This window comes from Synechococcus sp. KORDI-100 (assembly GCF_000737535.1).
Lineage (GTDB): Bacteria > Cyanobacteriota > Cyanobacteriia > PCC-6307 > Cyanobiaceae > Parasynechococcus.
This window is the reverse complement of sequence record NZ_CP006269.1, coordinates 299,520-323,429: the sequence shown is the minus strand read 5'-3', so window position 1 is coordinate 323,429 and position 23,910 is coordinate 299,520. Positions and strand designations below refer to the sequence as shown.

The window sequence follows — 23,910 nt, the reverse complement described above, 5'->3', positions numbered from 1 at the left end:
TTTCAGTCAGGGGTGCAACCCCTAACCATCCCTGATGCCTGACCAACCACTGGTGATCGTGCTTCTGGGGCCCACAGCCAGCGGAAAGACAGCTCTGTCTATCGACATCGCCACGCGTCTGGGGATCCCCATTCACAACGTGGATTCCAGGCAGCTGTACACAGGCATGACCGTAGGGACGGCCAAGCCCACGGCGAGCCAGCGCGCGAGGGTCACCCACCACCTTTTGGATCTGCGACGACCGGATCAGCCCATCACCCTGCAGGAATTCCAACGCGAAGCCGAAGTCAGCATCAACGAGCAACTCAGACACCAGGGAATCGCCTTGTTGGTTGGAGGAAGCGGTCTTTACCTCAAAGCGATCACAGCTGGACTGAAGCCGCCAGCCGTACCGCCCCAACCCCAGCTCAGACAACAGCTCTCTGACATTGGCCAAATGGTGTGCCATCCGCTGCTGAACGCAGCTGACCCAGTGGCCGCTGCAAAGATCGCTCCCGCCGACGCCGTACGGACCCAACGGGCTCTGGAAGTGATTTACGCCACTGGCCAACCCATGAGCAAACAGACCTCCATGCGTCCTCCTCCATGGAACGTGGTTGAACTCGGCCTTGATCCCAGCAATCTGCGACAACGCATCCAGCAACGAACCCAGCAGCTTTATGACACTGGGTTGATCAAAGAAACCCAAACACTTGCCGATCGCTATGGAACGGGGCTGCCTCTGTTGCAGACGATCGGCTACCGAGAGGCGCTGGAAGCCCTTGCAGGATCCATCAGCAGGGAGCATGCCATCGAAATCACCAGCCAGCGCACGCGGCAGTTCGCCAAACGCCAACGCACCTGGTTTCGCCGCCAGCACAACCCCAGCTGGCTTGCTGGAGAAGACCTTCTGAAAGAAGCGATGACACTGATCGAGCGACAACTAAGGTGAAGGATGTGGATCTGTGAGTTGAAGCAGACAACCACGCCCGTCCCAAACAAGATCTGCATGGCTCCACGTCCCCGCTTTGACCGTCGTGCTCCTGTTCGGGAGTTACCCAACATCAATGAGCGCATCAATTACCCACAGCTGCGGGTCGTTGATTCAGACGGCACTCAGCTCGGGGTGATTAGTCGCGAAGAAGCGCTGGACGTCTCCAAGGAGCGTGAACTGGATCTGGTGCTGGTAAGTGAAAAGGCCGACCCACCGGTCTGCCGGATCATGGATTACGGCAAGTACAAGTTCGAGCAGGAGAAAAAGGCCAAGGAAGCCAAGAAAAAGTCGCACCAGACCGAAGTCAAGGAAGTGAAGATGCGATACAAGATTGATCAACACGACTACGACGTTCGCATCGGCCAGGCCGAACGTTTCCTCAAGGCCGGGGACAAGGTGAAGTGCACCGTGATTTTCCGGGGCCGCGAAATTCAGCACACCGCCCTGGCAGAAACATTGCTGAGGCGGATGGCTAAGGATCTCGAAGAAAAAGCCGAAATTCAGCAGGCTCCGAAGCGTGAGGGCAGAAACATGATCATGTTTCTGACGCCTCGCAAAACACCTCTGGTGAAGAAAGAGGAAAAAGAAACCGCAGCAGCCAAGGCTGTTCGCACCATTCCTGCTCCGCCACGACCGACGGCCGCCAAAGTGGCGACGAAACAGGGCTAGGCACGCGTCTGGAGGTCCCTCCACAGAAGGGACCAGCCGAGTTGTGAGGCCTGGGCGTCAAAGCTGCTGCGGGCTTCGCACATGAAGCCGTGATCGGCTCCTGCAACTTCGACGTAAGCCAGCCTCGAGCCGCTTGGATCCTCAGCTCGCAACGCTGTCTGGATCTCAGAGCGATGGTCAGCTGGGATCAAGGGGTCTGCCGTTCCGCACAAACAGGTCAATTGACCCTTGACCTTCGGCAGCAGGTCCAATGAAGGCGACCCGCCTCCCGGCCGCATCCGGCTGACACCGGCCCCATAAAAGTTGAAGCTGGAGTGCACATTTGGATCGGTGGCAGCCAACAACGCGGCATGGCCTCCAAAGCAGAAGCCAACAACCGTGACAACAGCCTCCGGGTAGCGAATGAGCAGCCAGGCGATCGACGCACTGACATCGGCACGGATCTGATCGGTGGTCGTGGCGTCCTTGTGCCGGCGTCCCTCGATCAGATCAGAATCGCTGTACCCGAGATCGAGGCTCGGAGCCGTGCGGGCGAACAACGGCATCGCCAACGCCGGCACGCCCGAGGAAGCGATGCGCCCAGCGACACTTCGCACCCAGCGATTGATGCCGAAAACCTCGGGAAGCACGATAACGACACGGTTCTGAACCGTTATTGATTCAATATCGTGCTTTTTTTGGTCAGCATCCGCCCACCAGCTGCGCAGTGGCACATCACGACCCGGCACCTCAACCCAGTGGCCGGCAAGGGAGTTGGAGATTGTCACAAGTTCACAGGACACCGAAGCAATTGTCACCAGGCGATTCGGTCCTTAGGGTGGCCGCATTCCAACCCGGCCTACCGGCGTGCGATTCCACATCCAGCAGGAAAGCGACATTCCGGCGTCGACCCAGCTTTACAACCAGATCTGCTTCGCAATTGCAGCGCGGCACTATCCCCCTGGGCACCGATTGCCCAGCACCCGTCAGCTGGCGATGCAGACCGGCCTGCATCGCAACACGATCAGCAAGGTCTACAGGCAGCTCGAGACGGATGGCGTCGTGGAAGCGATGGCCGGCTCAGGCATTTATGTGCGCGATCAGCAGAAGCCCCGCGAAATCCGGACTCCGCCCCACATCCGCAACCGCGGCGTCACCGATCTCGATCGGGAAGTGCGCAAATGTGTTGATGGGCTGCTCAATGCGGGCTGCACTCTGCAACAGACCCGCGAAATGCTCACCCGTGAGATCGACTGGCGACTCCGCTGCGGCGCACGAGTGCTGGTGAGCACTCCGCGTGAAGACATCGGAGCCTCCATGCTGATTGCAGAGGAGCTAGTGCCCTGTCTGGACGTGCCTGTCGAAGTCGTCCCGATGGAAGAGCTGGAGAGCGTCCTAGAAAGCTCCAGCAACGGGACTGTCGTGACCAGCCGTTATTTCCTTCAGCCTGTCGAAGAGCTCGCCAAGGCCCACGGCGTGCGTGCTGTGGCCGTGGATCTCAATGATTTCCGTCAGGAACTCGCCATGCTCAAGGAGCTGCGGCCTGGCAGTTGCGTGGGCCTGGTGAGCATCAGCCCAGGGATTCTGAGGGCCGCTGAAGTGATCCTGCACTCCATGCGCGGCAATGAGCTCCTGCTGATGACCGCCACACCGGATGTGGGGAGCCGGCTGCTGGCCTTGCTGCGCGCTTCTAGCCATGTGCTCTGCGATCGCCCCAGCCTGCCGTTGGTGGAACAGAGCCTGCGCCAGAACCGCTCACAACTGATGCGCATGCCCCAGGTGCACTGCGCCGAGAGTTACCTGAGCGTCGATACGATCGAGCAGCTCCGCAAGGAGATCGGTTTGCAGACCCCAGCCGCCAGCTGACGCCCAAGCAATGCTCGATCACATTCGCGCCGATCTGGCGATCATTCGCGAGCGTGATCCGGCCGCTCGCGGCTGGCTCGAGATCCTGTTCTGCTACCCCGGCTTTCATGCCATCAGCCTGCATCGGCTGAGTCACTGGCTGTGGAGACGGAAACTGCCCTTGAAGCTCGTCGCCCGATGCCTCAGCCAGCTGGGACGTGGCATCACCGGCATTGAAATTCATCCAGGCGCCAGGATCGGAAACGGCGTCTTCATCGACCACGGCATGGGCGTGGTGATCGGCGAAACCGCAGAGATCGGCCACCGCTGCCTCCTGTATCAGGGGGTCACCCTGGGCGGCACCGGCAAAGAATCAGGCAAACGGCATCCAACCCTGGCGCAAAACGTCGTGGTGGGTGCAGGCGCCAAGGTGCTGGGTGCCATCACAGTCGGCGCCAACACCCGAATCGGGGCTGGCTCCGTTGTCGTGAGGGATGTGGAGGCAGACTGCACCGTTGTCGGCATCCCCGGTCGTGTGATCCACCAGAGCGGTGTGCGCATCAATCCCCTAGCCCACTCAGCCCTGCCGGATGCGGAAGCGAATGTGATCCGCAATCTGATGGAACGAATTGACGAGCTAGAAAATTCTGTTGAAAATCTTCAACGTTTATTAATTACGACTCTAGAAGGGAATAATTCACGGGAACTCTTCAGTGGTGAGGCACAAAGCCTCAAAGATCGGGAGATTTTGGAATTTTTAGGGGAGTCGGAAAAGAGCTGACGGAACGAGCACACAAGGCTTCGAAGAGATCCCGTACAGCAGTTGGAAGAGTCAGGCCTCGAGGGGCCTGATGCTGTAAAGAAGCTTCACCAAATTTCAAATCATCAGCACTTAATTGTCTTGGCAACTTCAAGTGTTCAATCAAGCTTGCAGCGTGAACCCGGAAAGTGGAAAGATTTTCGTCAAAGTATAGAAGTGGTACCGGCAACTGTTCCAACCAAAATTTCAAGCGAAGGTTGTAACGCAACCAGAGATCGAATCCCTGATCAAGAGAAAAACCATCCCGAGCTTGCAACGAACGCGCAACCGATTCGGGATGTCGCACAATCGCTACCACTTGAATCTGTGGCAACACCTCAAGCCAACCCTCAAAACAGAAGACTGTTCGAGGGTCCTTGAATCCCCAAACTGACTGCCCTTGAAACTGAGCGATAATTAAATCTCTCATGGCTTGATGCACTGGTGACCACTCCACTGAATCTGGTGGCTGATGCCAACTGCCCCCAGAACGCTGCAAGAGGTCTTCGTGCAAGGTTCTGATTGCAATCGACTCTCGGTTTCCCTTACGATTGTGAGGCGCAGCATGTACAACATTCCCAAGATTTAAACCTGCTTCCTGAAGAGTCCCTGTAAGAAGACTTGTACCACTGCGATGCATTCCAAGCACCACAACTGTGCGTGTGGCTTGATCGAAGCTTTTTCTTGAGGGGGCATGTTCACCCACGTGAGGATTTCCCTCGAAACCGGCATAGAAGCGACGCCTTAGAACCAACGCCCTTTTCAGCCATGGCAAATAAGATCGAGATAGTTGTCCGAGATAGTCGCTGCGCGGCCATGGCCTCGGATAAGGATCAAAAACCATCCCGCGAATGCGCTGATACTCGTCACACATCTCACGCCAGCGGTTCTCCGTTCCCGTAGACACTCCTCCATGAACCTGGTGAAAGCTTGCCTCTCCAAGCAACGTCACCAACTGAACATCGGGAAGCGCAAGCGCACGCTGATAAAAATCCAAATTCACCAGGCCACCACCTGGACTCGTAAACCGCTCATCCAAACCACCGAGTTCATCAAAGAGCTGGCGCGGCATCACGAGCGCATTGCTCTCGACCAAAGGAGACAACACCCCATGCTTCGATGATTCAGCCAAACAACTAATGTCGAAGAGGCGGTAACCGTTGCGCTGCCACGGCACCGACTCAAGCAAGGCATCTTCAGCCGCCGCGTCATACCCGTCAGCCACGGATTGCTGCTGGGGCTTCGCTCCGAGATGACACCCCAACGTACTGATCACCGGGCGAACATGGACCCGCAAAGCCTGCAGGGCATAGCGGATGACCCCTGGAGAGAGCATGCGGGCGCCATCAATCAAGAGGGCGACAGCAGGTGCACGACTTAGAGCAACACCATGGTTAAGGGCCGCTGCAGGAGATGGATTGCCGGGCGGAAGCTCGACATAACGAAAGCCTGAGTCAACACTCTCCACTGCATGCTGACCAACTGGAAATTGTGATCCATTATCAACAACTATGACTTCAAACAGATCACCGGAAACACCCTGATAAGAAGGGGTAAGGGTATACAACGTGCGAGGGGCTTCCCTTCGCATGTTGTAAGTCACAACCACTACAGAGAGCGAAAACCGTGGAGGAGCGATGAAAGCCAAACTCAATCAGTGCGATTTGGATGCCCAAGAAACTTCAGAAATATGCCGAACTCAACAGCATCATTGTAAACCCGCAAACCCGGTACAAACATAAAAGAAAAGACTTCTGACCAAAGTTTCATCATGCAGATAACAGCACTGAGAGACTGAACAACGCAATGAAATCAAGGCACCTGAGGCTGAAACATGAACATCGAATAGATAACATTACGGCGCATGTTTGTCATCATCTCGAGGAACATATCATATCCCTCATTTTTATATTCAATGAGAGGATCTTTTTGACCATAACCTCGTAACCCCACAGATTCTCTTAGGGCATCCATCGCCTGAAGATGTTCACGCCACAATGTATCGATCTGCTGAAGGATGAAGAAACGCTCCGCTTCCCTCATCAAGCCGGGGCGCTGCTGCTCAATCTGGCCCTCCTTGATGTCATAAGCATTACGAAGCTGCTCCTGGAGAAAAGCCTTCAGTTCGTCCATTCCAAGGCCCTGCACCTGATCAGGAGTGAGATCTTCAAGTAGATGAACAAATTCTTTCACCTTGCCAACAAGTTGCTCCAGATCCCACTCTTCTGGTGGAAGGTCAGGATTTACATACGCCTCGACGATTTCATTCATTGTCCGCTCTCCATAACCAATAACTTGCTTTTTTAATGCCCGTCCATCCAGGACACGGCGTCGTTCTGAATAGACAGCTCGACGCTGGTTGTTCATCACCTCGTCGTACTCAAATACCTGCTTACGGATGTCGTAGTAATAGGTCTCAACCTTCTTCTGAGCACCCTCTAAAGAGCGAGTGAGCATACCTGATTCAATCGGCATATCTTCCTCCACCCGGAAGGCATTCATCAAGCCAGCAACGCGATCCCCTCCAAAGATCCTCAAAAGATTGTCCCCAAGAGATAGGAAGAAACGTGTCGATCCAGGATCACCCTGACGACCTGCGCGCCCCCGCAGCTGGTTGTCCACCCGGCGGGATTCATGGCGTTCCGTCCCAATCACATGAAGACCTCCGGCATCACGGACGCGCTCTTCTTCCTGCTTCACGACGGTGTCATATTCAGAGCGAACTCTCGCGATCGCACCCCGGAGGGCCTGAATATGGGGATCGTCCGTTGGGGCTTTCTCGGCAGCAGTCGCAATACGTTCCTCCAACTCGATCACACTCAACGCTCGATCGCCCCATGCCTTCACCAAGCCTCGGGCCAGGTCGCCAAGAACCTGGTCCGTATCATCGGCTAATGAACATGGATAAAGACTGTCGCTGACGCGGGATGGAGCTAGAGCTATGGGCGTCTCCGCAAATCCAGCTGAAGCACTGCGTTGCAGGGGAACGGGAGGACGATGACCCTCCTCCGGTCGTACCAAGCGTGGCAATAACACCTCACGCAGCTTGAGGCGCGCCATGTAGTCGCTATTACCACCAAGAATAATGTCCGTCCCACGCCCAGCCATATTTGTGGCAATCGTCACAGCGCCTGCCCGTCCGGCCTGGGCAACGATCTCAGATTCGCGTTCCACATTCTCCGGTTTGGCATTCAACAAGTTGTGAGGGATCTCCTGCTCAGCCAACAGGGAACTGAGTAGCTCACTTTTCTCAACCGAAGTTGTTCCCACCAACACCGGACGACCCTTCTTGTGGATCTCAGCGGTTTCATTGGCGACGGCACGCCACTTAGCAGCTTCGGTTTTATAGACCTGATCAGCCCAATCCTGGCGGGCACGTACCCGATTGGTTGGAACAATCGTGGTCTGCAATTTGTAGGTCTTTTCAAATTCCACTTCTTCAGTCTTGGCCGTACCCGTCATGCCAGCAAGCCTCGGGTAAAGAAGAAAAAAGTTCTGATACGTGATTGAAGCGAGGGTCTGGGTTTCAGGTTGAATCGGAAGTGATTCCTTGGCTTCAATCGCCTGATGCTGGCCATCGCTCCAACGACGCCCAGGCATCACCCGTCCAGTGAACTCGTCGACGATCACCGCTTCTCGATCACGAACGATATAGTTCACATCCTTAACAAATAACTCCTTGGCCTTTAGGGCATTCGTGATGTAGTGAGCCCAAGGATCCTTAGGGTCATAGAGATCCTGGACACCAAGGATCTGCTCAGATTTAGCAAAGCCCTCATCGGTGAGTGTGCAACTTCTCTGCTTCTCATCTACCTCATAATCACCTTCCGGGTCAATGCCGTCCTTACCCATTTCGGCGGCACGCTCAAGGGCATTAGCAAGTTCGGCAGCCTGCTGATACTTCTCCTGAGGCCTCTCAACCTGGCCAGAAATGATCAACGGCGTTCGAGCCTCATCAATCAAGATCGAATCCACTTCATCTATCACGCAATATTGGAACTGGCGTTGCACCACCTCGCTGATGTCCGCCGCCATGTTGTCCCGCAAGTAGTCGAAACCAAGCTCCGAGTTGGTGGCATAGGTGATGTCGCAGGCGTAATTGAGACGACGTTCCTCAGGCCGCATGTCCTGTTGGATCAAGCCAACGGATAGGCCCAGAAAACGATGAACTTGGCCCATCCACTCAGCATCACGTCGCGCCAAGTAATCGTTGACTGTGACCACATGAACACCACGCCCCGTCAACGCGTTGAGATAGCTGGGAAGGGTGGCCACCAAAGTTTTACCCTCACCGGTCTTCATTTCGGCAATCTGGCCTTCATGCAGAACCATGCCACCGATCAGCTGCACATCAAAATGACGCATGCCTAGAACGCGCTTGCCTGCTTCCCGTACCACTGCAAACGCCTCGGGGAGGATTTCATCCAGCACGGGCCGCTGATTCTCGAGAGTACCGGCGTTGGCCAGACGCTCACGAAAGTCAGCAGTACGTCTACGTAGGTCGTCGTCACTCCAAGGAGCAATGTCCTCCTCCAGGACATTGACGTCTGTGACGATCGGCTGGTAGCGCTTCAGCTTGCGGGCATTGGGATCACCCAGCAGGAGCTTGAGCATGGTGACAGGAGCTACCGAAATCGTTAAAGCAGCCTACCGAGACAGGGATGAAGCCAGACGTCTTGCTTTGGATAAAAGGGACAAGCCCAAGAGATCCGGGTGGAGCTGGGACATTCGTCGACGTCGACGTCGCTCGAGGTGGCGACGAAGCCAGGCCAATGAGCTTGGATCGAGGAGAAGCGAGAGCCAATCAGCTAAAGCTTGGGGGTCACCGCTGCCGACAGTTGGGACGGCTCCAGAAGCTGCCTCCCGAAGACCAGGAACATCGGTGGTAATCACAACGCTATTCGCAGCAAGTGCCTCAATCACCGGGAGGCCGAAACCCTCAAATCGGCTGGGCACAACAACAGCAAGAGCACCTTGATAAGCCAGCCGAAGTTCAAAATCGTTAAAAACACGTCCATGAACCCTGCCTTCCAGTGACGGATGAAAACGACAGAACGAATCCACATGTCTCAAAGAGGAACGTCCACACAACACAAGATGAACCTGCCCAAGGCGACAATCAGACAATGCCGATAAAAGAAGTTCTGGATTTTTGTAGGTTCCAATACCAGCAGTAGCCGGCAACAAAACATAGGGAGCGGGGAGATCAAGCTGCGCAAAAAGTTGAGACTGAATCTCTACAGAAGGGAAAGACTTATCAAAACCATCAATCGTACATGGATGACACCACGAACAAAAAGAAGATTGATGGCCTAGAACTTGAGATAGATCGGCTGCGGTCGAGGCAGAGACAGCCAAATGATCAGATGCGCCCACTAGCCAGCGTCGACGCAAACTCCTGAGAGATGGATCAAGATCAGGCATTCGATCAGGAATGCAATCATGAACAAGTGCCAACTCGCTGCATACAGGTTTTTTGTGGCCAGAAGAGCTAATCCAACTGGAGACAAAGACATCAGCGCCGTTTTGGGAACAAAGAACACTATTTTCATCAGAGACAGCTGGAAGTAAACACCAATTAAGAGGATCAACACTTGAGCCAATCATCTGAGGAAAGCGATCAGAAATAGCTAGACATGAATGGCGATCAATAATGGAGACAGGAGCGTCCGGAAAGCACATTCCAGGGATGGACAAGGTTTGCAAAATTTGCTCCCAAACCCTAGATATACCGCCATAAGATCGAACAAACCAAAGACCATCAACGAGAAGACGTGGACCAACAAAGCCATGACAACGACATCTTAACTCAAAAAGCAGAGCTGATTTTTCAAATTCAATAGGACTAAGTTGATCTATATAGTGCAAAGCAGAAGACTGATCAGCACTTCTCCATAAATTCAAAACTTGAACAACATGATTTAAAGATTCAGGGGGACCTGAAAGCCGAGGATCAATCATGAGCGTGCCTCAAGAGAGGATATCTGACATAGCAAGATCACTGACAGGCCATCAATGAACGTTGAAGTTGCGGATAAATGCAATACAATACATTAGATCAGGACAAGGAACAATGCAGGCGATGATGAACTTCGTCATCTGTGGCGCTCAAAAGAGTGGAACTAGCGCTTTTCACAGTTATCTAGGGTGCCATCCTGAAATTTCAATCGCAGAAACGAAAGAGCTCCATCTCTTCGACAATGAAACAAGAGATTGGAGCGATCAGGGAATTAATAAAATTGACAACGAGATAGAACATTTTTTCATACCAAGCAAGCAAACAAAAGTAATGGGAGAGGCAACACCTGTCAGCTTATGGTGGAAGCCAGCGATCGAAAGAATATGGAAGTACAACCCAGAAATGCGTTTGATTGCAATCCTAAGGAACCCAATCACGAGAGCATACGCAAATTGGAGAATGGAACGCCTTCGCGGAAGAGAAACAGATGAGCTTCCCTTAAGTTTGGCTCAAGAAGAAATCCGGTGCAGAGGTGCGTTACCGCTTCAAGATAGAGTTAAATCCTATCTCAGCAGAGGATTTTATACTGAACAACTAAGAAGAGCCTGGCAATTTTTTCCCAGAGATCAAATGTTGATCATCAAGCAAGATGACCTTATAGACCAACCAGAAACTGTATTGAATAAAACCTACAAATTTCTGGGAGTTTCGCCACAGAAAATTCTACAAAAACTTCACATACCGTCATGGCGAGCAGAGATTAGTCACGCGGGAAAGAAAGCAGGCCTGGAAAACTTGATTCCACATACAGCGCCAGTTGCAACACTCAATTCACTTAAGGACGTTTACAGAGAGGAAATTGAAGCCATCGAAAAAATGCTAGATTGGGACTGCAAAGACTGGCTTTCACTAAGTTAAAGACGATGAAAGTATTAATAGGAATCCCACACATTTTTTCTCCAAAAAAAGATTCAGTCTATTCATCAGAAAGTGAAAGTAAGCGCAAGCTAAAAACAAACGCGTTAGCACTGGCGACTGAAGGAAACCGCATAAGACATCAAAGAGAACATTGGATCCACGCATCCTTAGGCTTTCGCAAGCAAATAACTACTCGCGCTTTAACGTCACCAATGGGAGTCGATCTAACGTTCCAAGTCTATACAGACTTGAGAAAAAGTTTAGCAGTGAATCTAATAGAGAATAAAGCAATTAATATCGTAAACATCGAACTAGAGGATGCCAAGCAAATGCCAATGGTTGCCTCACGAAGTATCATTGAACAAGCCCACGAATATGACATGATTTGCTACATGGAGGATGATTTAGTTATTGAAGACACAGAATTCTTTCAAAAAATTCATTACTTGATCAATGGCAGTGGTGGTAGCTTGTCGTTTTTGCCACATCGATGCGAAACAATTCCAGGACGTGGAGATGTCATCCTTTCTGGAGATCCAGATGGTGGACGGCCAGATTTATTCTGGGATACGGGTGAAAAGATCACGATCCCGTGGCCACTTGGTGATAAACAGTTTTATAGAGCAACCAACCCTCATTCAGGCTGTTATTTCCTAACACAACATCAAGCACTCAAGCTAAGAGACTATTGGACAGAAAAGAATTGGGTATCTGACTTTACACTTTCAGGGCCTCTAGAGCAAGCTGCAAGCGGATTACTACTACCAGTCTTTAAAATTATGAAGCCAGTACCAGAGCATTACCGATTCCTAATGGTTCGTCATCAAGACAACCTATGGCAAAGACATAGTTTCGAAACTACAACTCTGGGAAAATAATGATGGACAAAGAGAGCAAACACAAGCTGATCATAGACTATAGAGAAAGGCTATTTATCAATCATTGCGTTTTTTCTCTCGATCAATTATTCCCACATATTGATTTTCAAGCAGATGCTAAAATAAAAGGATATAACGAATATGGTGCGATCATTATCGACAATAGAATCAATAGCCAATGGCTTTTTACAATCGCTAACACAGCTACGATGTGTCCCGTAGGCACACATATTTATGCAGTCTGCGATAATCAAAGTAAAAGCTCAGCACAAGATACGATCGGCAAGCTTGGAGAAAAAATTCACGTTGACATTATCGAAGTAGAGCAAATCAAAGAATCCTTTAGAATTGATAATATATATGAATACAGCAAAATGCTCAAAGACAGATCGTTCTGGAATTACTTTGACGAGAATAAATTACTTATTAGTCAAACAGACGCATTAATTATCAAGCCAATTCAAGAATTCTATTTTGAACTGCCATATCTAGGCGCTCCCTTCATACCTTCGCAGATTATAGAAATTTACAGCGAAAGAAATAAATATCGCGAAATCAAGAACTTTTACAAGTACGAATCCGCGGTACATAACAAACCCAATAAATCTTTATATCCAAATCTTGTTGGTAATGGAGGCTTATCAATTAGACACAGAGATGCAATGAAGAAATTAATCGGAAAATTTGGTAAAGAAACAGACGACAACGAACCCGAAGATTTATTTTTTAGTAGATACATCAACCAAATATTCGAATCGACTCCAATAGAGATTGCGCAAAGCTTTGCATGTGAAGCAAAATTTCACGAGGAGGCTATCGGAAATCACGCATGTTGGAAATATTTCAAAAGCAAAGAGATGGCGATACATTTTGAAAACCATATAAAAACATTATTATCTATGATTCCTGTATGAGTGAGAATGTATTGATCAACCAATTAATCACCTGATTTGGTAACATCATTGACATGCAAGGATGACCGTCTACAAGACATTCGTCGTTACGAAAATGGTTAGATGCACATCGATCACAAGTATATGGCGAGACTGAGCGAGAAACATTATCGCAACGTGGCATCCATAACCTAATCGGACTTGCACCAATCGCGTCACTATCATTACCTACAATGGCAAAGGTTGGAGTGCCTACTGCAGCAGCAATATGCAGTGGTCCTGCATCAACGCTGATAACAGCTCGAGCAGCACGACAAGCGCCGGCCAATTGGATTAAAGACGTCTTACCACGTAGATCAATTAAAGAACTATTCGCTAAAAGAAACTCTTCTCCATCTCCAGAATTATAGGTCTCAGTCTGCAACCTGGGAGGACTACCAACTAAGCCAATGGTCATGTCATTCCCTTCCAAAAACTCAATAACAATCTTCCAATACGCAAAGGGCCAAATCTTTGCAGAACGTGCAGTAGTACAGTGTATAAGTACGTCTGGAACAGTAAAATTTGGAGCCACAAAAGGAAGAATAATATCGCTAGAATCGACATATTCTTGTACGAAAGCCAATTTAACAAATAATTCACCGATATAGTTTGAACTAAAAAACCCATGATAACGAGCAAGAAAATCAGAGCTATCCCAATCGTTGTCTGCAAGAAACTTCTGTGCAGACAACTCACCCCATGGCAAAGAACGACGCAAATCAGAATCTAATGATCCGCCTAGAACATACTTTGGTTGAAGTAAGGCTGCCAAAACACATGTCACGGGATTGAATCCATCGAGATTAATCACAAGATCAACAGAACCATGCGAAGAAATATGTTCTTCAATCGAACAAAATAGAGTAGAAGCAGCTCCAGAGTAATTTCTATCCCAACTTTCTCGCCAATCAATTTGATCCATAGCTAGCTCGAAGTCGCGTGTAACCTCAGAACCAACAAAACCAAGAGTTGAGGATGGAAAACGGGCTTTCAAACCTCTTAAAACAGGAGTACTAACAACAAAATTGCCAACCTTACATGAGCCCAGAACGATCAAATGGGGAGATGTTCCAAGATCCTGGCCACAATATCGATTCATAAGTTTTGGACGGGTCCTAGAGATAACCTCGTTGCTAGCGATGGATTTGATTCGCAATATTGAAAAAAATCAATCATCAGCTTGTGAGCACCAGCAAAATGTAAAAAGGGAGAGGATGAGAGCATATGCAAACAAAACTCGTTGCTCGTCAATTGATTGGGTGAATGAATAGAGTGAAACTTTTGCATCTGCATAGGTAAACTCTTCCAAACAGCATGGTGCACTCCAATTAATTGATTAAAACAGTGTGGAACTTCTGTAATCAATCGACGCTGTATAACCTCAAGATTTAATGGAATCATCTCATGTAGAGAACCTATACCTCCATCAGACCATCGATGATAGATGTCACTGAACAGGGACATGTGACACGATGGGGAAAAGCCTACAAAACCCGTATTATATAAGGGGCGCTTCAATGAACTAAATCCCCATAATTGATAATAGCTAAAAAGTACAGATGGATCAGGCAAAAAGGAATTTACAGTGACATGATTTTGCTCTAATGACTTACAAAGAATGCGGCTCCAAGCCTCTTTGAACCAATGAGGTTCATCAGATAGTGGAGAACCAACATCACGGACCATCAATATCTGCCCTTCCCGAAAATATCTAAAAGGGTCCGGTGCTAAAGGAGAAATCAGAACATCTGCATCTAACCAAAAAACGAAATCATACTTCAACAGTCGTGGAGAAGACATCGCCAATAGCTTTTGCCACGCGAGCGAACGACCGTCAGCAAGTGGACTATGATCCAAGGGTGATTGGAATATGACAAGCTCGTAACCATTGTGATGACACCAAGACGACCAATTACCTGAGAGGTAGTGTCTCCAAGGGACAAGGCACCGATCCCCAACAGCAAGACTGACAACAGCTTTTTTCATTGACGCATCATTGCAGAAACCAGGAGTGAAAATAGACGTATTACTAAACTCACCAGGAATTCACGACGAAGTAAGGATCCGCCGACCTTACGAAGCACTTCAGAGAAGTGGAGTGGACTGCATCATTCACGAAAGGCCTTTTCGTTTGAATCAGTGCACACGAAAAGATAGCATTGTGGTGTGGCAAAGACCTCTACCGGAAAGTAAAGAAATTATGCTGGAACATCTGGAATGGTTTATGAAACGCAATTGCATTCTACTTGTCGATCTAGATGATCATTTTGAGCAATTCAACGTAGCACAAAGAGGTAAGTTAAAGCAACAAGATTATGCCATATTGCGGTTCAGTCATGGTGTCATCACAAGCAACAGTTGGCTTGCCAAAGAATTTTTCGGATACAATCCAATTGTTTTTACGCTAGATAATTGTATAGGAAAAAGTCAACGTAGTAATGTCATCCTTAACCATCGTCCTTCAAAGGGGGAAAAAATAAAAATATTGATTGCAAATCAAAATCGCCATAAAGAACATCTGAGCCTGATCCCCTCACTTAAAAATTGGCTAGAGGAGGAGGACAATATCCACTTAGAAATAATTAATGACCAAGCATTAAAATCTGCACTTCCAAGCAAACGAATCACACACCATCCATTGCTAACATACTTACAGTATCGCAACCTTCTTAAAACATGTCAGATTGCACTATCACCACTAGAAAAAGGCAAAAAAAACCGTTGCAAAACAGTGGTTAAGTGGCAAGAATGTACAGAAGAGGGAGTTGTTCTAGTTGCCGGACCAGAACTTTATAGGGTAACTCTAAATAATAACGTTGGGTGCTGGGTTGACAATACTGAAGATATCGTCACAAAGGCGAGAAGAATATACACGAATGAAACTGAGAGAATAAATATTCTAAAAAATGCTCAACAGCATATTCACAACTATGGCTGGGAATGCACAGCGCAGAGCCGGTGGCATCGATGGTTGCTAGAAAAAATATGGCAAAAACAGGATAAGCTGAATTGGTTAGTCAGTAAACGTGTCAAAATGCTTAAGGGCATGGGTCTAAACTGTAAAGGTAAGTTAAGCCTCAAAAAATGAAGATCCTACTTATTAACCATGGAACAGCAGGTGAATGGGGTGGAGGAGACGGCGTTCAAATACGAGAAACTGCAAAACGTCTTCGGCAACGAGGACATTATGTCGTAGAACAAAATACTGATCGACCACTTGCAAAGGGTTTCGACTTGGTACATATTTTTAATTGTCGGGTAACATCATCATTTAAACAGCAGGTTGCATCTTGCCAAGCTCAGGGTGTTCCTATTGTAGTGTCTCCGATATGGATTAACATTGGAAGAGCTTTTTGGGGAAGTCGTGGAGCCAATTCAATACTGCAAGAAGCAGTTAACAAAGAAGTAAACAATATTGTCGGCTTACTTAGCAGTCTGAAGGAAAGAACCTTAGTGGTACACACTGACGATGGTGAAATCCATGCAAATGGCCATAGTAGTTTTGATGTAGGTTCACTCTCTGAAACATCTAAATTATTAGATCAAGTTGACGGTCTTCTACCAAACAGTTGGCTAGAGCTTCAAAGTATCCGAAGCGACCTTCATTGGAGTGGTGACTGCTTCGAGATTGCTCATTATGGTGTTGATTCGTCAATTTTTCTAGATGCTGATCCGACACAGTTTCAACAATACAGTGGAATCAACACACCATTTGTCATGCAAGCTGGTCGAATCGAACCGGCCAAAAATCAAGCCATGCTATGTTGGGCGTTGCGAAATACAACATACCCAATTGTACTCGTGGGTAGTACAAAAAACTGGCCAGCTTATTCGGAACTCTGCAAACAAATTGCAGGTGACCGACTCCATATCTTTCCACATCTTTCTCAGCCTTTATTAGCGTCAGCCTACGCCTCTGCAGCAGTTCACGTGCTTCCTAGTTGGATGGAAACATGCGGACTGGTCAGCTTGGAGGCATCCTTAAGTGGAACACCAATTGTTGGAAGCACTTTCGGCCATGAACTCGAATACCTCCAAGGGGAGGCTTGGTATTGCGATCCAGGAAATCCTTTAAGCATTAGTGAAGCAGTCGTAAAAGCTTGGAATGCAGGACGTGGATCTAAACGTCCAACAGCGATGAAGCGAAAGGTGATCGAACAGTTCAATTGGGAAAGAACTGTGGATATGACTGAACGTCTATATCTAAAAGTTCTTAATAAATAAACAAACTATCGAAAACGCTTTAGTCCATCGAGTTGCCTGGTGAACAAATCAGTTATTAACGTAATGACTGGCCTAGAACGCAATTTGATATTAGCACTAACAGACATTCCGCTTTGCAAATTGAGGGGCTGATCTCCACTTTCAACAATTTGCTGTTCTAAGGAAACAATTGCAGGAAAATACCATGTTGGATGTTCTTGATCCGGTGGCAAAGCGTCCGAACCAAGTGATTTTAGTTCTCCTTTGATATATCCAAACTCGCCTGAAGGAAAGGAATCTACCGAAACAGTTGCAGGGAGACCTACACTCATAAAGCCGATATCTTTGTTGGTAATATCAACTGAAGCCTGAAGATCATTATCCGGGATCAACTTCATCATCACTTGGTCAGCACTTACGACTGTAGATTGATCGATTGAAATATCAAACACTTGTCCATCAATAGGTGCCCGAACAGTTCGATAACTAATTGTTTCCTTAAGAGCCACCAGCTCTGCCTCAAGATTGATCAATTGACGATTGACCTGATTCAACTGTGCAGCAGCCTCGCCCAATACCTTCTGACGCTCCTCCTCTAAAGATGAAATCTCAGACTTAATAATCTGCATTTGATTAAGTTGCTGCAAATACTGATTTCGAGCCATAGCACCAATGTCATGCAGAGGCTTGATATCATTTGCAATCGTCTCTTGCAACTTAAGGGTCTCACGACGACTTGAGAGCTGATTAGTAATTTGAATAAGACGCGATCTTATTTGCTGCGTTTGCTGTCGTGCGGTAGCAAGTTGCTGTTGCAAATTTGCATCTTGTATCTGCGGTAAATCCGGTAAAGGTGGGAACCGCCTTGGATCACCTTCGCTTTCTAAGACGCCGTTAAGTGTTGAAACCTGCAAACGCAAAAGTCTTTGCGTAATTTGAATGGCCTCTCGACGGCTCGACAATCCCTTAGCTTCGACATCGAACAAAGGAGACGAAGCTAAAACTAAATCGCCATCTTGCACATACACTTTGCTAACAACACCCGCGCTAGGTGATTCGACACTTTTGACGCTACCTGCCGGTTGTAATCGACCTCGTACGGTCACTGTTTGATCAATTTTGGCAGTAAAGGCCCAAATCAACGTAACGCCCATTAAGGAGCTGCAGAGCCAAATGAGGGCGGAGGACCAATGACGCCCTTGACGAATGAAAGAAGTACTACCCTCCCATGGCTGTAAAGCTGCTGAGGGCTGATCGATCTTTTCTACTTGTTTAGCCAAGATCTGTTTCCTGCTGAGCGTAGAGTGCAGCGTACCGACCTTTTTGCTCCAGAAGCTCATGATGAGTGCCGGATTCAACAAGTGATCCAGACTCCATCATCAAAATCCGATCGGAAGAACGAATGGTACTTAACCTATGTGTTATAAAAAAGACCGTTGAACCCTCAAACTCCTTTTTAAGATTAAGACAGACCTGACGCTCAGTGATGTAATCCAAAGCACTAGTAGCTTCATCCAATATTAGAAGTTTAGGTCGTTGAAGAACTGCACGGGCAATCGCTATTCGTTGACGCTGCCCACCAGATAGACCTGCACCACGTTCACCAATACGAGTAGCATAACCATCTGATAATTCCATGATGAATTCGTGGGCACAGGCGATTCGAGCGGCATAAACAACTTCCTCGCTTGTTGCGTCGGGAGCAGTAATTGAAATGTTGTCTCTGATCGTACCCTCAAATAAGAGGCTGTCTTGCGGGACAATACCAATCTGCCGCCTAACAGAGGAAAGCTGCAATTTAGCAATATCAAATCCATCGATAAGAATCCGACCACTGTCTGGCTCATAAAATCGAGGGACAAGTTTCATAATTGTGCTTTTTCCGCTTCCGCTTCGTCCAACAATGCCAATAAAAGCTCCTGCTTGAACCTGAAAACTAACTTGTTTTACAACGAGGGAGGATCCTTCATTAAAACGGAAATCCACTTCATCAAAAATGACTTCTCCAGCAACAGTCGGGAGAGGTAATTGGTCCATATCGGACATTCCGCCTTCTGGAGCAGCGTCAACTACATCGCTGAGTCGCTCGATGGAGAGAGCGACTCCCTGAAAACTTTGCCAGCTGGTAGCAATATTTAGCAGTGGACCAATAACATAGCCTGAAATAATGCGAAAAGCAATCAATTGTCCGATCGTTAATTCACCTTGTATAACTAGATAAGCACCAACCCAAAGAGTCAACAATGACGTGAGTTGCGTTAAAAAATCAGCAACAGTTCCCGTTGTAACACCAATTAAAAGTGTACGAAAACTTTCTGCCATAAAAGTTGAGTATTTTTGCATCCAACGCCATCGCACAGCATTTTCTGCATTCTGAGCTTTAATCGTCTGAACACCATTCAAAGACTCCACTAAAAGAGCCTGGGTAGCTGCATTTTTTTCAGCGGCTTTTCTTAATTGTCCACGGATAGCTGGCGATGCGATAAACGTGAGGCCAAGATATAGGGGAATGACACCCAGAGATACAGCAGTCAAGACCCCACTATAAAAAAGCATGACAGCGATATAAATCAAGGAAAAAATCGCGTCGATACCAAGTGTTAACAAGCTGCCTGTTAGAAAGCCTCGAATATTACCTAACTCAGCTAAACGCGTCTGCAATTCACCAACTGGACGACGATCAAAGTAACGCAAAGGTAGCCTGAGCAGATGCTGAATCACTTCACTGCCAAGAGCAATATCGATACGATTTGTGGTGTCTGCAAAGAGATAAGTACGTATAGCACCCAACAAACCTTGAAATAAACTTACCCCTAACAATACAAATCCAAGTGTATAAAGAGTATCGAGATTCTGCTGCCCTATCACCTTATCAAAAATCTGTTGCAAGACTAAAGGCTGTGCAAGATTCAACAGCTGGAGTATAAGAGAAGCAACCAGAACTTCGATTAAACTTCGACGATATTTCTTGATTTGAGGCAAAAACCAACCTAAAGACAACTTTTTACGCTGAGCGTCTCGACCTGGCGTTAAGAGTAGTAATCGAACTAGTCTTCCTTTGTCCAAAAGATCATCCAGCGGAAGCATGCAAGGACCATGCTCAGGTAAAACAACCTTGAGATGATTGCCTGTTAAAGCATGAATCATTACAGGTTGCTTGAGATAGATAGCAAAACATGGGAACGGTAAACGAACAATCTGAGCCTCCGGAAGCGTACAAATTTGACCAGTAAAACCAAGAATAGTAGATAAATTGCCAAGAACCTCGAGAGTCGCTACACGATCTTGCAAATTATCTCGGCAGGCTCGTTCAACAACATCCCGACGAAAAGGAACGCCATACATCTGAGCCAACATCTCGAGACATGCCAACGTCTGTGCCACGGGACCAATACCCGTAATAACGGGAATCTGACGCCCATTAAGTTGCAGTGAAGAAGCAGAGCTTTCGCCTGGGGTAACTGACGCAAGCCCTTTTGGGTCGGGTACCAGCATGTCCTCATATCTGTGGCCCGCATCTAATATTCCAGTGGATAAAGGTGCATCTTCTGCTGACGATTCAACTTGATTCTCAAGCTCACGGTTCCATGCCTCCTCAGAGCATCGCATTAATCGGAGACGCTCACCTTGAGGGATTAAAGCCAATTCCTCAGGATTAACAAGTTCACCAACGCGACACCTGTAACGTTCAAGTTCACAATTCCAGAGCCAGATCACACCAGACGTTTCCGGAAGAATTCTCAAAGTATCTGCCGCAACGACATCAATCGACGGCAACAAACGTCGTAGTACTTCTCTCTCTGTTGGTTTGGCTTTTGGTCGCTTATTGAGTGCAGGACGCATCACCTGAATCAACTCCGCTGGCGAAGACTGAGAGTCCAACCAACGACGAAATGAATCTGAACGACTCTCTAGCTCATAAAAATCCTCTGCCTTAATACCAATGAGCTTAGTCGAGTCCGCTGCTGTAAACCATTCGCAGGGATGCCGACGAACTAAACCAGCCCAACCGACCAAATCACCAGGTTGACAAAGAGCTAACGTAATTGGCCTCCCCAAGCCAGCATCACGGTGCAAGAGACGACCACGCCCCTCAACAAGACAGAAGCAGTATTCCGGAAGTCTGTTGTCTACGAGAATTTCTTGTCCGGTCGTAGCGTTAAAAGGTATTGCACAAGAAGACAGCCAGTGCAACTCATCTGGCGTGAGATGCTGGAAGGCAGAAAAACGAGCTAAGAGCGCTTGGAATGTTGTTGTTGAATCCATTATGTTATTCGTAAGATAAAGGCTCCAATGTTTCACCTGCAAGAAGGCGTGTAACACGGCTCTGAAGGAGAGCTTCCAATTGTTCATTCAAGAGTGTGTTAACCATTGCATCATCCAAGCGTGCAGGATGCAGCTGCTCCAATCGGATGATTAAGTGCCAATCACCAAGTTGACGAGGCTTCATAATTTCTCCTGGCTTGAGATTTCGAACAATCGTGGCTAGTTCAATCGGTTGAAGCGCTCCCACAGCCATCGGTCCATAGAGGCCTTGATGCCGAGCTTCTGGACCCTCGCCAAAGGCAGACGACGCCTGCTGAAAGGTCATTTCCCCCTCTTCAAGCCTGATCCATATTTCTCTCACCAAGCCTGGATCCGATACTCTAATGAGAGAGTATACGACTTGATCACGCAATTCCTTGTCTCTTAAAAAATAGTCTTCTAATCCAGACCCAAATTGATAATGTGAAAAGCGTCGCAGCGATTCATCTCTTTTCACCTTGAAAAGAAGATCCTCTTGGGTTAAACGGTTTGTTCTAAGAAATGTCGTGAGATCCATCTCTCCAAGAAAACTTGGGAGCTGATGATCAATCCAATCTTCATCTAAAGACACCAATTTAACAATTTCTTCCTCAACTAAGCAACGATAAAGACTAGAAGCAAGGCCCAAGCGGGAAACAAGTTTGATAATTCGCTGATCCGTCAGTTCGTGATTAAAAGACATATGTCAAGAGGCTAGATTAGCAAGATATAAATCATCAATATTTAGAGCAAATAACTTGTCAAAAGTGTAATCTAGTTGATCCACAACTGACTGCCAATTCCCCAGATTTTCTTGACGAAACAGTCGCATTGAAGGATACCAAGGTGTATCAGACCTAGAACGCATCCATCGAAAATCACAATTAAAAGGAAGTAAGGTCCAAGTTGGTACGTTAAGCGCTCCAGCCAGATGTGCAACTGCCGTGTCAACACTAATGACTAAATCCATTTGAGCAACAACGTGAGCCGTATCAGCAAAATTATTAAGCTTACTACTCCAGTCGACTATTCTGTAACCATCGACCCATGAAGCAATTTGACCAGCATCTTGACCAACCTGAAGTGAATGAAGATTAACAAGGTCTAGCGAAACAAGCTTGAGCAAACGCGTCATCAACAACTCAAGGGGAATGCTCTTATGGCGGTACATCGATTTGTTGTCAGGATTCGAAGCCCAGGCAACACCCACGGATAAGCCACCAGGGGCAGGCAAGACCTGCAATTGTTTAGGAGTCGGGTTCAACGCAGAAAAATACGGCACATAAGCAGGGACTGTTTCGACAGTCGTTCCAAACAGACGCGGCAAACTCATTAAAGCTATATGAGGAGATTTTGCATATACATCAGACACAGAATTTTCATCGATAATACAGTCACCAATGGGGAGCCAAGTTCTGAACAATTCGACAAGCGATTCACGAGCTCGCACAACATAATTAATCCCTACAGCATCAAGAAGATAAATATACCTTATAAATTGAATTGCATCACCAACTCCTTGTTCACACCAAACAAGCATTGGTGGCTCAGGCATTTTCGGACAATCCTCTATCGAAATAGGGGAAGGTAAAGATGATGGGATGTCAGACAATGAAAATTGTTTTGTCGCAAAGCGAGCTTCATAATATTTCCATCCTTTTGAATAATCACCTAAAAGCAAATATGCTAGCGCAAGATTCCATAAAGAGTTGGCTGAACTTGACTCTAATTCAACACCCTTTTGCAGAAAGCAAAGAGCCTCTTCCGGACCCAAAACATCCATCATCACGCTACCCATATTAATAAAGCTCTGAGAATGATTGGCGTCAAGAGATATTGCATAGCGTAGACACTTCTCAGTAGAGACATAAGCCTGAGAAGCAAGGTATGCAAGGCCTAAATTGCACCATGTATCTGCAACCGCAGGATCCAAAACTAAACTATGCTTTAGGCAAAAAAAAGCTTGATCAAAAAAATCTAGATCTAAATACGCCTTGCCAAGATTATGCCAAGCAGACGCCATAACGGGCTGCAATTTTATAGATTGATGATAATATTTTGTAGCAAGGAGAGGATCGTCATCCACGATTAGATTTGCAAGATTGTATAAGCAATCATTTTGGGCTGGATTAATGTCAATACTTTTTTGATACGCATCACGTGCTTCAACCTGCATGCCTGGAATTTTCCGACAAACCATACCACGCATTTGAAGCGCTAAAGCATGAGTTTGACCACCCAATTCGTCAGCAAGATTCAAATAATGCAGCGAAGTCTTGTAGTCTTCAAGCCTCCAATAATGAAGCACTAAGCATAAATACCAATTGATATCTGGATCTGAGACAAGACGCGCATCGACATGCCGAACAAAGCGTTGGTTGTCTTTAACTGTATTGTTTGATAGGATGATTAGCTGGTCACCTGCGTCATCGCAAAGTGCCAAATCTGCATTGGTCACATGTTGGGCT

Annotated in this window: 19 protein-coding genes; 9 read left to right on the top strand and 10 right to left on the bottom strand. The window is 47.6% G+C overall.

The annotated features are described in order from the left end of the window. The first annotated feature begins 34 nt into the window (after nt 1-34). On the top strand, nt 35-931 hold the full coding sequence (gene miaA, locus KR100_RS01540; RefSeq protein WP_038542636.1) for a tRNA (adenosine(37)-N6)-dimethylallyltransferase MiaA: 897 nt from the start codon (nt 35-37) through the stop codon (nt 929-931). Nucleotides 932-988: 57 nt separating this feature from the next. Next, nucleotides 989-1,642 carry a translation initiation factor IF-3 gene (infC, locus tag KR100_RS01535; protein ID WP_038547620.1) on the top strand — a complete coding sequence of 218 codons (654 nt, stop codon included), beginning with the start codon at nt 989-991 and terminating at the stop codon, nt 1,640-1,642. Here infC and KR100_RS01530 read toward each other — a convergent pair. Next, a complete protein-coding gene (locus KR100_RS01530; protein WP_369793814.1) occupies nt 1,639-2,439 on the bottom strand; it encodes a dienelactone hydrolase family protein in 801 nt (266 codons plus the stop codon). The genes infC and KR100_RS01530 overlap by 4 nt on opposite strands. A 49-nt stretch (nt 2,440-2,488) precedes the next feature. Between KR100_RS01530 and KR100_RS01525 the strand changes: the two genes are divergently transcribed. Both KR100_RS01525 and cysE read left to right on the top strand, forming a co-directional pair. After that, nucleotides 2,489-3,487: a GntR family transcriptional regulator gene (locus KR100_RS01525; RefSeq protein WP_038542633.1), complete on the top strand. Its 999-nt coding sequence runs from the start codon at nt 2,489-2,491 to the stop codon at nt 3,485-3,487. 10 nt (nt 3,488-3,497) lie between these two features. Further along, nucleotides 3,498-4,247, top strand: a complete 750-nt coding sequence (cysE, locus tag KR100_RS01520) for a serine O-acetyltransferase (RefSeq protein ID WP_038542631.1) — start codon at nt 3,498-3,500, stop codon at nt 4,245-4,247. Here cysE and KR100_RS15235 read toward each other — a convergent pair. From KR100_RS15235 to KR100_RS15230, 3 genes are all read right to left on the bottom strand, one after another. After that, entirely contained in the window at nt 4,198-5,868 is a 1,671-nt protein-coding gene (locus KR100_RS15235) for a sulfotransferase (RefSeq protein WP_255347507.1), read from the bottom strand. The two genes, cysE and KR100_RS15235, sit on opposite strands and share 50 nt — an antisense overlap. Before the next feature lie 209 nt (nt 5,869-6,077). Further along, nucleotides 6,078-8,879: a preprotein translocase subunit SecA gene (gene secA, locus KR100_RS01510; RefSeq protein WP_038542627.1), complete on the bottom strand. Its 2,802-nt coding sequence runs from the start codon at nt 8,877-8,879 to the stop codon at nt 6,078-6,080. 33 nt (nt 8,880-8,912) lie between these two features. Further along, on the bottom strand, nt 8,913-10,226 hold the full coding sequence (locus KR100_RS15230; RefSeq protein ID WP_081858837.1) for a glycosyltransferase: 1,314 nt from the start codon (nt 10,224-10,226) through the stop codon (nt 8,913-8,915). Nucleotides 10,227-10,347: 121 nt separating this feature from the next. Between KR100_RS15230 and KR100_RS01495 the strand changes: the two genes are divergently transcribed. From KR100_RS01495 to KR100_RS01485, 3 genes are read left to right on the top strand one after another with little or no spacing between them, the layout of a single operon-like run. Further along, on the top strand, nt 10,348-11,142 hold the full coding sequence (locus tag KR100_RS01495) for a sulfotransferase (RefSeq protein ID WP_162176464.1): 795 nt from the start codon (nt 10,348-10,350) through the stop codon (nt 11,140-11,142). Further along, a complete protein-coding gene (locus KR100_RS14705; RefSeq protein WP_239420370.1) occupies nt 11,109-12,020 on the top strand; it encodes a hypothetical protein in 912 nt (303 codons plus the stop codon). The genes KR100_RS01495 and KR100_RS14705 overlap by 34 nt, the downstream gene beginning before the upstream one ends. A gap of 2 nt (nt 12,021-12,022) precedes the next feature. Beyond that, the gene (locus KR100_RS01485) at nt 12,023-12,934 is read left to right on the top strand and encodes a DUF5672 family protein (RefSeq protein ID WP_162176463.1); all 912 of its coding nucleotides are present in this window, start codon (nt 12,023-12,025) and stop codon (nt 12,932-12,934) included. Here the strand turns inward: KR100_RS01485 and KR100_RS14700 are convergent. Together KR100_RS14700 and KR100_RS15530 are read right to left on the bottom strand one after the other, a co-directional pair. Then, nucleotides 12,918-14,012, bottom strand: coding sequence for a glycosyltransferase family 9 protein (locus KR100_RS14700; protein WP_162176462.1), 1,095 nt, complete (start codon nt 14,010-14,012; stop codon nt 12,918-12,920). The genes KR100_RS01485 and KR100_RS14700 overlap by 17 nt on opposite strands. A gap of 38 nt (nt 14,013-14,050) precedes the next feature. Next, the gene (locus tag KR100_RS15530; protein WP_156097858.1) at nt 14,051-14,941 is read right to left on the bottom strand and encodes a hypothetical protein; all 891 of its coding nucleotides are present in this window, start codon (nt 14,939-14,941) and stop codon (nt 14,051-14,053) included. A gap of 10 nt (nt 14,942-14,951) precedes the next feature. Between KR100_RS15530 and KR100_RS01475 the strand changes: the two genes are divergently transcribed. Together KR100_RS01475 and KR100_RS14695 are read left to right on the top strand one after the other, a co-directional pair. Further along, a complete protein-coding gene (locus KR100_RS01475) occupies nt 14,952-16,043 on the top strand; it encodes a glycosyltransferase family 4 protein (protein WP_162176461.1) in 1,092 nt (363 codons plus the stop codon). Continuing rightward, nucleotides 16,040-17,179 (top strand): glycosyltransferase family 4 protein, encoded by a 1,140-nt coding sequence (locus KR100_RS14695; protein WP_071839811.1) that lies wholly within the window; start codon nt 16,040-16,042, stop codon nt 17,177-17,179. The genes KR100_RS01475 and KR100_RS14695 overlap by 4 nt, the downstream gene beginning before the upstream one ends. Before the next feature lie 5 nt (nt 17,180-17,184). On the opposite strand, the gene KR100_RS01470 is transcribed toward KR100_RS14695, so the two are convergent. From KR100_RS01470 to KR100_RS15525, 4 genes are read right to left on the bottom strand one after another with little or no spacing between them, the layout of a single operon-like run. Next, nucleotides 17,185-18,498 carry an HlyD family efflux transporter periplasmic adaptor subunit gene (locus tag KR100_RS01470; protein ID WP_239420369.1) on the bottom strand — a complete coding sequence of 438 codons (1,314 nt, stop codon included), beginning with the start codon at nt 18,496-18,498 and terminating at the stop codon, nt 17,185-17,187. Further along, on the bottom strand, nt 18,431-21,424 hold the full coding sequence (locus KR100_RS01465) for a peptidase domain-containing ABC transporter (RefSeq protein ID WP_038542616.1): 2,994 nt from the start codon (nt 21,422-21,424) through the stop codon (nt 18,431-18,433). The genes KR100_RS01470 and KR100_RS01465 overlap by 68 nt, the downstream gene beginning before the upstream one ends. A 4-nt stretch (nt 21,425-21,428) precedes the next feature. Then, entirely contained in the window at nt 21,429-22,145 is a 717-nt protein-coding gene (locus tag KR100_RS01460) for a peptidylprolyl isomerase (protein ID WP_051847268.1), read from the bottom strand. A 3-nt stretch (nt 22,146-22,148) separates the two neighbouring features. Beyond that, nucleotides 22,149-23,900, bottom strand: coding sequence for a tetratricopeptide repeat protein (locus KR100_RS15525; RefSeq protein WP_038542614.1), 1,752 nt, complete (start codon nt 23,898-23,900; stop codon nt 22,149-22,151). Between the last annotated feature and the right edge of the window lie 10 nt (nt 23,901-23,910).